Annotated in this window: 14 protein-coding genes; 4 read left to right on the top strand and 10 right to left on the bottom strand. The window is 38.0% G+C overall.

Annotation, left to right across the window (positions count from 1 at the left end; genetic code table 11):
• Positions 1-356: 356 nt before the first annotated feature.
• On the bottom strand, positions 357-734 hold the full coding sequence (locus AAV97_RS01410; RefSeq protein ID WP_046759603.1) for a hypothetical protein: 378 nt from the start codon (positions 732-734) through the stop codon (positions 357-359).
• 127 nt (positions 735-861) lie between these two features.
• On the bottom strand, positions 862-1254 hold the full coding sequence (locus tag AAV97_RS01405) for a winged helix-turn-helix transcriptional regulator (protein ID WP_004828230.1): 393 nt from the start codon (positions 1252-1254) through the stop codon (positions 862-864).
• Positions 1255-1409: 155 nt separating this feature from the next.
• Here AAV97_RS01405 and AAV97_RS01400 point away from each other — a divergent pair, with 155 nt between their 5' ends.
• Together AAV97_RS01400 and AAV97_RS01395 are read left to right on the top strand one after the other, a co-directional pair.
• The gene (locus tag AAV97_RS01400) at positions 1410-2126 is read left to right on the top strand and encodes an SDR family NAD(P)-dependent oxidoreductase (RefSeq protein WP_046759602.1); all 717 of its coding nucleotides are present in this window, start codon (positions 1410-1412) and stop codon (positions 2124-2126) included.
• 39 nt (positions 2127-2165) lie between these two features.
• Entirely contained in the window at positions 2166-2720 is a 555-nt protein-coding gene (locus tag AAV97_RS01395; protein ID WP_042089325.1) for a flavodoxin family protein, read from the top strand.
• A gap of 96 nt (positions 2721-2816) precedes the next feature.
• Here AAV97_RS01395 and AAV97_RS01390 read toward each other — a convergent pair whose 3' ends face one another.
• From AAV97_RS01390 to rpoD, 6 genes are all read right to left on the bottom strand, one after another.
• A complete protein-coding gene (locus tag AAV97_RS01390) occupies positions 2817-4229 on the bottom strand; it encodes an APC family permease (RefSeq protein WP_005030758.1) in 1413 nt (470 codons plus the stop codon).
• Between the two features lie 269 nt (positions 4230-4498).
• On the bottom strand, positions 4499-5683 hold the full coding sequence (locus AAV97_RS01380) for an iron-containing alcohol dehydrogenase (RefSeq protein WP_009585601.1): 1185 nt from the start codon (positions 5681-5683) through the stop codon (positions 4499-4501).
• 3 nt (positions 5684-5686) lie between these two features.
• The gene (locus tag AAV97_RS01375; RefSeq protein ID WP_004828241.1) at positions 5687-6220 is read right to left on the bottom strand and encodes a hypothetical protein; all 534 of its coding nucleotides are present in this window, start codon (positions 6218-6220) and stop codon (positions 5687-5689) included.
• A gap of 77 nt (positions 6221-6297) precedes the next feature.
• A complete protein-coding gene (gene lipB / locus AAV97_RS01370; RefSeq protein ID WP_046759601.1) occupies positions 6298-6987 on the bottom strand; it encodes a lipoyl(octanoyl) transferase LipB in 690 nt (229 codons plus the stop codon).
• Between the two features lie 170 nt (positions 6988-7157).
• Positions 7158-7445, bottom strand: coding sequence for a YbeD family protein (locus tag AAV97_RS01365; protein ID WP_005030752.1), 288 nt, complete (start codon positions 7443-7445; stop codon positions 7158-7160).
• Positions 7446-7570: 125 nt separating this feature from the next.
• The gene (rpoD, locus tag AAV97_RS01360) at positions 7571-9517 is read right to left on the bottom strand and encodes an RNA polymerase sigma factor RpoD (protein WP_257790587.1); all 1947 of its coding nucleotides are present in this window, start codon (positions 9515-9517) and stop codon (positions 7571-7573) included.
• A 327-nt stretch (positions 9518-9844) separates the two neighbouring features.
• On the opposite strand from rpoD, the gene AAV97_RS01355 reads away from it, so the two are divergent.
• A complete protein-coding gene (locus tag AAV97_RS01355; RefSeq protein WP_004722524.1) occupies positions 9845-10051 on the top strand; it encodes a PA3496 family putative envelope integrity protein in 207 nt (68 codons plus the stop codon).
• Between the two features lie 66 nt (positions 10052-10117).
• Positions 10118-10642 (top strand): YecA family protein, encoded by a 525-nt coding sequence (locus AAV97_RS01350; RefSeq protein WP_005030750.1) that lies wholly within the window; start codon positions 10118-10120, stop codon positions 10640-10642.
• Between the two features lie 146 nt (positions 10643-10788).
• Here the strand turns inward: AAV97_RS01350 and AAV97_RS01345 are convergent, their stop codons facing one another.
• On the bottom strand, positions 10789-11058 hold the full coding sequence (locus tag AAV97_RS01345; protein ID WP_005030747.1) for a DUF4282 domain-containing protein: 270 nt from the start codon (positions 11056-11058) through the stop codon (positions 10789-10791).
• Positions 11059-11433: 375 nt separating this feature from the next.
• A complete protein-coding gene (locus AAV97_RS01340) occupies positions 11434-12042 on the bottom strand; it encodes a LysE family translocator (protein ID WP_009585622.1) in 609 nt (202 codons plus the stop codon).
• Between the last annotated feature and the right edge of the window lie 4 nt (positions 12043-12046).

Here is a 12046-nt window from a genome sequence, read left to right as displayed (position 1 = left end):
AATAAAATGAAAGCGATCAATAGATTGTTTGATGATCTAAAGCTTGCACTGCCACGCTTTAGTGCTAAAGTTTAAATTGTTTTGCGTAGGCGATGCTTCACTTTTCAGAGATGAAAAGTGACAAAAATCTTTCGTTGAGCGAGGGGTACATCCTCATACCCCCCGCTCAACATGGCGACATCCATGTCGCTTCAAGATAGCAAGACCATCTATGATTGAACAGTACAAAATAACTGAATCATCCAAATCACTTGTATGAAAATTAGGCGGTTTTGACTCTAGTCTTGATTGCTCTTTTTCGTATGCGTAATCCATTAAGTTTCTTGATTAAGGCTTTAACACGAGGCTAATTTCAGCTACTTTTTAGGCTCTAAATAAGTGATAGTTTCAGATTTAGACATTCCTTTGTAATCTGTGATTAAGATATTCAGTTTAATTTTCTCTCCCTTTTTAAGTTCTGAGCGATTTGGATAATTTGTTAAATTCTCTTCTATAACTTGACCAATATAGTGTTGGCAGCCTTGATCCGCACGCCCAGCTGCTTGCGCTTTTTTGACAACACCTTTGATATGCATTGATGTTTCCTCTATTTCACCAAGTCCATCTCTATTGATATAAAGTGTACGTGTTGAAGTATTTTCTAAAAGTCTAACAATAAGATCACATGAGTTTTCATAAGATGCAAAAGTGAGATTGCTCATCGTGATCAAGATAGAGAAAAATATAATCTTCATTGTTGTTATTCCTTTCAGTCTGTAATGTTCGAATTATATTTAGGTCCTATGTTCCCGCGATGATGCAGCTTAGGGATATATTGGTGGTATTTAAGTGCATCATGTCTGTTTTTGCAATACAAGTGACTTATATTATCGCTGGCTCAGTTTTTGCTTGAACTAAATCAAATTGCCTCTGCGCACGTATCACATGTTGCATATTTCCTTCAGCCCAGATTTTAAATGATAGTGCGGTTTGGGCAAATTCATGTCCTAGTGTTGTTAAAGCATATTCAACTCGAATAACATTATTTTCATGAATAGTACGAGAAATAAAGCCATCTCTTTCAAGAATTTTTAATTTCTGAGAAAGCACTTTGGGAGAGATGCCCATCAAGTTTTTTTTGAGTTCATTGAAGTGCTGTGAGTGCTGATCGAGTTGATAAATGATTAATAAAATCCATTTATCTGCAAATTTTTCAAAAAAAGATCGTGCCGGGCAATCAGGATGAAAAATATTAAAATTGAATGCATTAGTCATAAAATTAACCTCTCTGTAGGCATTTTAGAACAAAAAATTGACCAGTTACCAAGTAGTAACTAATTGATACTAGATTTCAAAAGTATATCATAAATTTATCGAGTTGAAACAACGGATGACTAAGGCAGTTGTTTTTGACTGACCATAGGGTATGAATGGATATTGTTGCAATGAAAATTTCAGATGCAGTCATTTTTATAACAGGTGCAAATCGTGGTTTAGGTTTGGCATTGGCACAAGAAGCGGTACGACGTGGTGCTCAAAAAGTATATGCAGGAATGCGTAATATTGCTGATTTTAATGAACAGGGCATTATTCCAGTTGTTGTGGATGTAATAGATCCTATTTCTATTCAAAATGCAGTAGCGCAATGTGGTGACGTTAATATTTTGGTGAACAATGCAGGTATTGCTCGTCTTAATCAAAGTCCTGTTGAAGCCAATATAGTGGCAACAACTCAAACTATTTTAGAGACCAATTTATATGGTGTGGTCAATACAACGCAGTATTTTTCTCCCATTTTAGAAAACAAATCTGAAAGTTATATCGTCAATATTCTTTCTGATGTGTCTTGGGAGCCAAGCACACTTTTGGCCAGTTATGCAATTTCTAAAGCTGCAGCTTGGTCATTTACCAATTCAACACGTCAATGGTTATCTAAGTTTAATGTGCATGTGATGGGCGTACATGTGGGATTCATTGATACAGACTTAACCCAAACACTCGATATTCCTAAAATTTCTCCATCAACTGTTGCGCAACAGGTATTTGAGGGAATTGAAAACAATGCATTTGAAGTACTGGTGGGAGCATCCACGCAAGCACTCAAAAAAGGTTTAACCGCAACATTACCCAGTTATATCAAATATTAGATATTTAATTCAAAAGTAACATATACACGAGGACTTAACATGTCAAAAATTGCTGTCGTTTATTATTCAGGTTATGGTCATACTAAAGTGATTGCAGAAACTTTCGCGGCTGAAATTGATGCAACATTGATTGAAATTGATCAAGAAGGAAACATCCAAGATCAAGATTGGGACACTTTAGATGCTGCTGATGCAATTGTATTTGGTGCACCCACTTATATGGCAAATGCGCCGTGGCAATTTAAAAAGTTTGCTGATGCATCTTCAAAGCGTTGGTTTACACGTGCTTGGACTGACAAGATCTTCGGTGGCTTTACCAACAGCGCAAGTTTAAATGGTGATAAGCAAGTGACCTTGATTTCATTGCAAACACTTGCATCTCAACATGGCGGTATATGGGTGAGCTTAGGTTTGTTGCCAGCAAATACTAAAGATGCAACACGTCAGGATGTGAATAATTTAGGTGGTTCTGTGGGCTTATTGGTTCAATCGCCATCTGATGCCAGTGTTGAGGAAATTCCAAGTGGCGATTTGGAAACAGCAAAAGCCTACGCAAAACGTATCCAAGCCATCACTGACAAATTTATTGCATAATTCATGATCCATGCTTTAAAAGCATTGCTTGAATCTATGAAAACAACAAAGGCGCATTCAGCGCCTTTGTTGTTTTAGAACTTTTCAAATCATAGATTATTCATGTTCATTATGTTGTGGAGCTGGATAGCGGAAACCGCGTGTTTTATAGGCTAAATAAGCAACACCAAGTACAGCCCATGCTAAACCAAGCTTTAATGCCATTTCATCAATTTCTAGCCACATTAAAAATACGCTGGCAAAACCAAGTGAAGGAATAACCACATAGTTGATGATTTCTTTTAGAGATTTCGTTCTGCCATCACGTAGTGCGTAACGTGAAATCACGGAGAAATTCACAAAGCTAAATGCAGTCAAAGCACCAAAACTAATTAAGTTAACGATATGCTCAAGGTCTAAGAAACCAGCAGAGAGTGCAACAACACCAACAATCAAAATATTATAAGTCGGTGTATGTAGTTTCGGGCTGATATGACCAAATACTTTTTTGTTGATCACGCCATCACGTCCCATGACATACATCAAACGTGATACACCCGCATGCGCTGAAATCCCTGATGCAAGTACCGCAATCACCGCAAAATAAAGCACCAGCTTTTTAAACGCAATTCCCGTAATCGCGGTGAGAAGCGTTGCATTACCAAGCGCTTCCAACATTACAGGCTGAGACTCATCCAGTGGATTGAAATAAAGCGTTGCATTACTTGGGAAAAATAACTGAATAAAGTAAGTGCTTACAATAAAGATGATCCCTGCAATTAAAGCAGTTGAAAAAATTGCTTTTGGCAATGTTTTTTCAGCATCTTTAGTTTCTTCAGCTAGTGATGAAAGTGCATCAAAACCAGTGAATGAGAAACACAGAATCGTTGCACCACCAATTAATGCACCAATGGTTGTCATTTCACTCCAAAAAGGAGCAAGTGACCATAATTCTGCTTTGTCAGGATTTAATGTGCCATCTGCATAAACGCCTTGAGTCAGTAAAATATAAACCTCATAGACAAAATAGAAGATGATACCCAGTTGAACAACGACGATGGTGCTATTAAATCTTGCAACAAAACGTGAACCAAATAAGTTAATCACTGTCATAATAGCAGTCAACGCAATAACCCATATCCAGTTATTGACGTCTGGGAATAAAGCCCTTAGGTAGATATCCGCCAGAATAATATTGACTAGTGGTGATAATAAATAATCTAACCAAGATGACCAGCCGACCATAAAGCCGACGTTGGGATGGATTGATTTTTGCGCATAAGTATAAGCAGAACCTGATGAAGGATAACGCTTAATCATATGACCATAGCTGATAGAGGTTAAAAGAATGGCAACAAGCGCAAAAATATATGAAGTTGGAACATGTCCGTGACTTCCGTCTGATACTAAACCAAAGGTATCAAATAAGGTAAGTGGCTGAATATACGCTAGACCAATAATGATAATATGCCACAACACAAGATTTTTTTTCAATTTGGCTGTGGATTGGGTCCCAGTGATATCTGTCAACGGCGTTATCCTCTTAATCGTTGATCAAGGATCAGTCATATTGAATAAGGATCGTTTGAGACGAACGATCCCCCCCTAAGAATAAAACAAAAGTGCGCCAATCTACTCTAAAAAGGTCGCCTTTGTCAGTAACTTTGTTTGCTTTTTTAGCAGAAAACATGCCATCTTGATTAAAAAATAGCTGACTGACCATTCTGCAAGATAAAAGCCCGATGTTTAGAAAAACATCAGGCCAGTTCATAAGCGTATATTGTCTTAATTTTAAACAATTACCAAGCTTTTTCTAAGATAGATTTTAAATCTTTAAATGTTGCTTCTTTCGGGTTGAAAATAATTGATCCGTCATTTAAAGCTTTTTCAGCGATTTCATCGAACTGAGCTTGCGTGACTTTACCTGTTTCACTGAGCGTACGTGGCAATTTAGTCAGACTGTTAATGTGATCACGCATAGTCATTAACATTTCAATTGCTTTATCAGCACGTTGATTGGCAGGTGTTTGTGCATAAATATCTGCACCAGCAAGTGGCAATAATAAATCTGCAATTTTATTGCCATTTACGTCCTTGTTATATTCCAATACATAAGGAAGGAACAAGTTCATACATAAACCATGTGGTAAGTGAGCAACTGCACCTAAAGCATGACCCAATGAGTGAACAATCCCGACCATAGAATTCGAAAATGCGATTCCAGCCATCGTAGATGCTTGTGCAAGTTCTAGGCGTCCATTGGCATCACTTGGATTGTCGAGCACATCAAATAAGCTCTTGCTGATTTTTTTGATTGCTGCAGTGGCATAAGCATCAGAAATCGGATTGGCGGCAATACATGTATATGCTTCAATCGCATGTGTCATTGCATCCATTGCCGTCATTGCTGTCAAATGCGGTGGCAACGTTTGTGTCATTCTCGGATCAAGAATGGCAGCATGTGGCATTAAGTAGTTTGAGGCAAAAGCCAGTTTTACATTTTTTTGGTTATCTGAGACAACAGCTGCCAATGTTACCTCTGAACCCGTACCAGATGTCGTCGGAATCACGAAAAAAGGTTTAAGTGGGCGAGGCAGGTTATGTGCACCTGAATATTTTAGTAAATCATCGCCGCCTTCAGAAACCAGAATATTGGCTGTCTTAGACGTATCAATGACTGAACCACCACCAACTGCAATGATCGCATCACAATTATTTTCTCGATAAGCTTGAGCCGCTGCACGCACAGTTTCTAGGCTAGAGTCTGGTGGAACGTCATCAAAGATTACGCCAATTTCAATGTCAGTGGATTCAAATGCGGCTTCAATTGGTGCTAAAAGCTGATTGGCGCGAACACCTTTGTCAGTAATGATCATCGGGCGTTTAGCGCCTAATGCTGCCAGTTCAAATGGAATATGTTCGAGTGCAGCATGACCAGCAATCACTTTTACAGGACAGAAAAATTCGTAATATGGTTTAGCCATGGGTTAAGCACTCCCTTTTAAATATGATTGGGCAACTTTGAGATAAATATTCGCAGCACCAGCTAATTTTTCTTTTAAGGTTAACTCTGAAGGGTATTCCTTTACTGCAAGTTCCGCGACGAGTTTTGGTAAGATCAATGCTTCCATTTTGTTTAGGCAACGCACTAAACGAATCGCATAAGACACGTCACCATCTGCAATCATGCGATCATTGGCAAAAGCTTGTGCTGTACTTTCTTGGAATGAAAAGACCAAGAATGCGTGATGAACATGCTTAAAAATAATTGAAAGATCAGGTTTATGGTCTAATGACTTGACCAATTCAAGCTGTTGCTTTTGATTCACCTTGGCAATAAATGAAGCGCCATTTGGAAAAACTTTCATCGATAATGTAAAACCAACAGGGAGTACAGATACTTCATGTTTAATTTCATCATCAACTTGACTCGCCATCACTAAACCTCTGCCAATCACATCCATCATGAGTTTGACGTAGGCTTGTTCTAAAGCGGGTTTGATAGATTTACTTGAAATCACTCGCTTGTCCCTTTATGCAGTTGTATTTTGTTTTAGAGTAATTACTCTAATTTGTTTTTAGAGAAAAAGAAAGTGATTTATTTGCATGTGACTTGATCGTCATTTGAGTTTTTGTCAATGACCTCAATCTCACTAAAGTAATTGCTTTGTTGAAAATACTCAACCACATCTTGAGACAATTGATTGTAATCTGGATGATTTTGGACTAAATCACAAACCCGTACCATTTCTAAACCTGAATATCCACAAGGGTTGATGGTGTGGAAACCCTCTAAATTACAGTCAATATTTAAAGCTAAACCGTGATAGCTACGACCTCTACGGATTTTAAAACCTAAAGAACCAATTTTACGTTCATTGACATATACCCCTGGCGCATCAGGTTTGGCATATGCTTCAACTTGATATTTCTTGAGTAAATCTATCATGAGATTTTCTGCATAAGTCACGAGTGTGCGAACATTCCATTTCAAGCGATTCAAGTCAAACATAAAATAAATCACCATTTGACCAGGACCATGCCAAGTGACTTGCCCTCCACGATCAGATTGCACCACTGGAATATCGGTATGCATTAAGATGTGTTCTGGTTTACCCGCTTGTCCCTGAGTGAGTACATCAGGATGTTGTAGAATCCAAAGCTGATCAGGTGAATGTTCATCACGTTGCTCAGTAAAAGATTTCATTTCTTGAAAACGATTTGAGTAGGATGTCAAATCTTGATATTGGCGAATAATCAGTTTGGGTTTTAGAACAGCATCACTCACTATCATGTGTCCTTGAAAATAGGGGAGTTGGTTAATTATAAGGAAATTGACGACTAAAGGTGAAAACAGTTGTTATCGGTTTAAAAATAACAGGGTAATTAAGATTTAGGTGGGGCTGAGCTGGCATAAAAAAACACGCCATATAGGCGTGTTCCTTATTTATTGCAAAATTACAATGCTGTACGAATATGTTCGCAAGCCGCAAGGTCAGCATATAATGCATGAACTTGTTCAAGCTCATCAAAACGCAATTGAGCAGTAATTGAATGATATTTACCTGTACGTGATGGTTGTACAACTAGCGTTGTTTCATCAAATTCTGGAAAATGTTTAACCAAAATTTCGACGACAGCACCACGTAATTCTTCACCCGCATTACCAATCAATTTGATTGGGTAATCCATTGGAAAAACCCAAAGATGTTCTTGTAATTCGCGAGATGGAGTGCGGTCTAACATTTTTTCACCTCTAATTTATCAACAATGCCTGCAACAGTGCAGGCATTGTGTTTCTCTTAAATACTTAATGGGGTTACTCGATTAATTTTCAAGTCCCAAAAGTATTCATAGATTAAGCATGGAAATTAGTCATTTTCAAGGAATGAACGCAAATGCTCAGAACGTGAAGGATGACGAAGTTTACGTAATGCTTTTGCTTCAATCTGACGGATACGTTCACGTGTCACGTCAAATTGTTTACCAACTTCTTCCAAAGTATGGTCTGTTGGCATATCAATACCAAAACGCATTTTCAACACTTTGGCTTCACGTTCAGTCAAGTTTTCAAGCACTTCACGTGTTGCTTCTTTTAAGCCTTCTGAAGTTGCAGCATCAACAGGTGAGGTGATGTTGCTGTCTTCAATGAAATCTCCAAGATGCGAATCTTCATCATCACCAATCGGCGTTTCCATAGAAATCGGTTCTTTGGCGATTTTGAGCACTTTACGAACTTTAACTTCGTCCATCTCTAAACGTTCACCTAATTCTTCAGGTGTTGGTTCACGCCCCATTTCTTGAAGCAATTGACGAGATACGCGGTTGATCTTGTTAATTGTTTCGATCATGTGGACTGGAATACGAATTGTACGTGCTTGGTCAGCAATAGAACGGGTAATCGCCTGACGAATCCACCAAGTTGCATAGGTCGAGAATTTATAACCACGACGATATTCAAACTTGTCTACTGCTTTCATCAAGCCAATATTACCTTCTTGAATCAAGTCGAGGAATTGTAGACCACGGTTGGTATATTTTTTCGCAATCGAAATTACCAAACGTAAGTTTGCTTCCACCATTTCTTTTTTGGCACGACGAGCTTTCGCTTCACCAATCGCCATACGTTTAGAAATATCTTTAATTTCTTTCACGTTTAGATTAAGTTCTTTTTCGATGTCTGCAATTTTTTGTTGAAATGCCAATACATCTGGGCGAACTTTTTCTAAATAGCCTTTCATCTCCGCTGGTGCTTTAGCAATCTGCTCGTCCAACCATGCTGGATTTGATTCTTGACCTGGGAATGATGTACGGAATTGCGTACGGTCCATACGTCCACGACGAACCGCATAACGCATCACTTCACGTTCAGAAGTACGAATTTGCTCGTGTGTACCACGAATCATTTCAGAAATAATGTCAAACAAACGTGGAGTGAATTTGAACATCATAAATACAGTTGCAAGCGCTTCCATGGCTTCAACACCTTGAGCGCTGTTGCGACCATGTTGAGCAATTGTTTCTTTCGCTGCATTCCAAACCGCTTCTAATTCATCGAAACGAACTTTGGCGATTTCAGGATCTGGACCAGACTCACCTTCAGAATCATCATCACTTTCTGACTCTTCATCTTCGTCATCATCATCCAATTTAACGTCTTTGGCAGGTTTAGTTGATGAACTAGTTTCATCTTCATCTAAATCTTCTGATTCGTCTTCTAATACTTCAGGAATTGCTTCATCTGTTTCAGGGTCTAAATAACCTGAAAGAATATCAGCAAGGCGACGTTCACCAGCTTCATAATCTTTGTATTCTTGTAGTACAACTTCTACAGCATTTGGCCAGTAAGCGATTGAATGTAAAACGTCACGAATACCTTCTTCAATACGTTTAGCGATACTAATCTCGCCTTCACGTGTAAGAAGTTCAACAGTACCCATTTCACGCATATACATACGTACAGGGTCAGTGGTACGACCAGGTTCATTTTCTACAGAGGCAAGTACAGCAGCAGCTTCTTCTTCTGCAACTTCATCGCCAGCTTCGCTATTCCCATCAAACATTGCATCATCAGTTTCTGGTGCGCGTTCGTGTACAGGAATACCCACGTCTTGAAGCATTTGAATAATGTCTTCAATCTGTTCGCTTTCTGTGATTGAGTCTGGGAGATGATCGTTAACCTCAGCGTAGGTTAAGTAACCTTGTTCTTTGCCTCGGCTAATAAGAGCCGCTACTTGTGAAGTAGGGGAATGCATTTCGCTCATCTTTACTCTCTTCTCGTTGAATCTGTGGCAGTGAAAAACCGTGCATAATAGCACAATCTGTTAATTTATAGATGTGAATAGCTCAGCTATCCCATCAGAAAACCAGTTAAAACGGTCTGATAGAATATTTAGAATTCAAATTCAATCAATTAGGTGGGGCTGAAATTGTTATTTTCAAGATCATCCCGTGCGTTTTTTGTTCAAATTTATCGAAAAACAACAAGACGCAGGGTGGATTATATCATTACATAAAATAGGGCTTAAAAAAAGCCTAATTTGGTCTATAAATACAAAAAAAATAAAAAAAACTTGACAAGTTTTCTGAAGACAGATAAATAGCGCCTAGACCCATTCACTTTTTTTCATTATGAGGTAGTTTTAGTGTCTTCTACAGATTTTGAACTAGATGATAACTACGGTGATGATGATGTTAGTTTTGATGAGTCATCAAGCAAAATTAGCGCCAAAGAATCTTTAGAAAAGCGACGTTTGATCGATGATTTACTTGCACAGCGTCGTTTAGAGAAAGATTTAAAAGATTTTGATTATGACATTGATGACGACGATGATTTTGATGATGAAGATTAAAAATTCATTGGGCATAGCCTTGGAAAATGCTATGCTTAAAGCTGATCAAAGTTTATTGGAAACAAAATGAGTGCTTTAGATTTAGACCTACTGAGCGATTATCTAGATGGTGACCAAAATGAATTTGGTCTAGATTTCGCAGCGACTCATGGTTTCTTATGTGCAACTGCAGTTGGTCCTCGTTTTGATCAATGGCTAGATGAGTTGTTTGATAACAATCAAAAGAAAGTTCCTGCTGAAATTATTGCACAAATCAAAGCATGGCTTGAAGCGATTCGTCAGAACTTAGCCAACGAAGAAGGAATTGAGTTTCCTTTTGAAATTGAAGAAGCAGACGTAGAGTCTAGTTTAGGAGATTGGAGTGTTGGTTTCGTAGACGCAATGTTCCTGAATGAAGATGCTTGGTTTGCACCAGAATATGAAGAGCAAATTGTAGATCTAACACTGCCAATGATGGTGTTTAGTGGTGTAGATGATGAAGATCCTCAAATGGAATCATTCCGCCGTAATGGTCAATTGATGGATGAGATCGCCGAAGAAATTCCTGAAAATCTGAATGAAATTTACTTGATGTACCATACACCAAACTAATCGACTCAGATAAAAAGCCTGCTTTCTCCAGTGAAAGCAGGCTTTTTTTTGTTTTGCTATCTGCGATAACAACACCAATACCAAGAGGCTTGATCTTGATAATATAAATCTGAATAATATTTTCTTATTTACATCCTATTTTGATATTAAGGTTGGCGATCTGCAATTTTCTTTAAATTTTCATGAATTTTGAAAATCACAATCAGCAGTTCTGAGTAAACTCGAACAGCCAAGCCACCAAACACAATAATCAATATGGCAGAGAACAAGCGACTAAAGAATCCTGAGTATGCGCCATAACCAAACCCAAACAATGTGGTTAAAGCAGCAATCACCACACCGATTAATCCGAGCCAATATAAAACAGTGACAATTTTTGGGGTAAGCATGTCATTGAGTGTCAGTAAGTTATTCATGTATTAAGTACCTGTTATATTCTTCATTTAGTGATATATGTGCATGGGGTTGTAAGTGATTAAAATTTGCACTCAAAAATTTTAAATGAGATTTATTACATAATCAATCTTGCAAATGAAACAGGTTGAACTCAACCCAAATTCAATCGGGCTTCTTTCATAAGTTCTTTATAAACTATAAATCGACAAAAATCCCCTCAGCTTTGCCTTTTGTTGAAGGAAAGAAGGCACTTTCAGTATCCATTTGATTCGTTCAATATGATCGTTTTCTGATGTATAAAAGAGCTCTATTGTTCACACACAAATAAGCTTTGAGGAATTTAAAATTTACCAATTTCCTCAAAGATTATAAACAACAGCATGATATTTCGAAATTTAGAACTTCGCGAAAAGTAAGCTGCACCCTAAAATAAACAATAAAACCCCAATAATTCGATTGATGATAATTTCATTGTCTAAAATTTTATTGCGGATTGTGGGATGTGCGCAAAATAGTGCAATGAGTGCGAACCAAATAAAATGGCTGATTGAAATAAAAGCGCCGTATGACACTAATTTTAGTGTGGAATTCCCAGCTGTAGTAATCAATTGCGCAAATAAACTGACGACAAATAGGGTTGTTTTGGGGTTCAGACTATTGGTTAAAAAACCATGTCGAAATGCTTGCCAAGCAGTGATACCCACACCATTTTCATTTAACTGTACTTTGTTTTGGGTGAAGGTTTTGTATCCCAAGTAAATCAAATAAGCTGCGCCAACATATTGAATCGTTTGTAGGAGATAAGGCATATGGTTTTTTAAAAAACCGAGTCCAAGCAGACTATAAGCCACATGTATCCACACACCGCCTGCAATTCCCAATGCTGTACTGAGTCCAATTTGACGACCATATAGATAACTATTACGGGTCACAATGGCAAAGTCAGCCCCTGGGCTAATGACAGCCAAACAAGTGATTAAGATGACAGCAATCATTTCATTCACTCAT

Origin of the sequence: Acinetobacter sp. Ag2 (assembly GCF_001005515.1) — a bacterium.
GTDB classification, from domain to species: domain Bacteria; phylum Pseudomonadota; class Gammaproteobacteria; order Pseudomonadales; family Moraxellaceae; genus Acinetobacter; species Acinetobacter bereziniae.
This window is presented reverse-complemented; position numbering and strand designations above follow the sequence as displayed.

Excerpts from the sequence above, each read along its gene's own strand:
- AAV97_RS01410 (WP_046759603.1), bottom strand. The coding sequence starts at position 734 with ATGAAGATTATATTTTTCTCTATCTTGATCACGATGAGCAATCTCACT.
- AAV97_RS01405 (WP_004828230.1), bottom strand. The coding sequence starts at position 1,254 with ATGACTAATGCATTCAATTTTAATATTTTTCATCCTGATTGCCCGGCA.
- AAV97_RS01400 (WP_046759602.1), top strand. The coding sequence starts at position 1,410 with ATGGATATTGTTGCAATGAAAATTTCAGATGCAGTCATTTTTATAACA.
- AAV97_RS01395 (WP_042089325.1), top strand. The coding sequence starts at position 2,166 with ATGTCAAAAATTGCTGTCGTTTATTATTCAGGTTATGGTCATACTAAA.
- AAV97_RS01380 (WP_009585601.1), bottom strand. The coding sequence starts at position 5,683 with ATGGCTAAACCATATTACGAATTTTTCTGTCCTGTAAAAGTGATTGCT.
- AAV97_RS01365 (WP_005030752.1), bottom strand. The coding sequence starts at position 7,445 with ATGTTAGACCGCACTCCATCTCGCGAATTACAAGAACATCTTTGGGTT.
- AAV97_RS01350 (WP_005030750.1), top strand. The coding sequence starts at position 10,118 with ATGAGTGCTTTAGATTTAGACCTACTGAGCGATTATCTAGATGGTGAC.
- AAV97_RS01345 (WP_005030747.1), bottom strand. The coding sequence starts at position 11,058 with ATGAATAACTTACTGACACTCAATGACATGCTTACCCCAAAAATTGTC.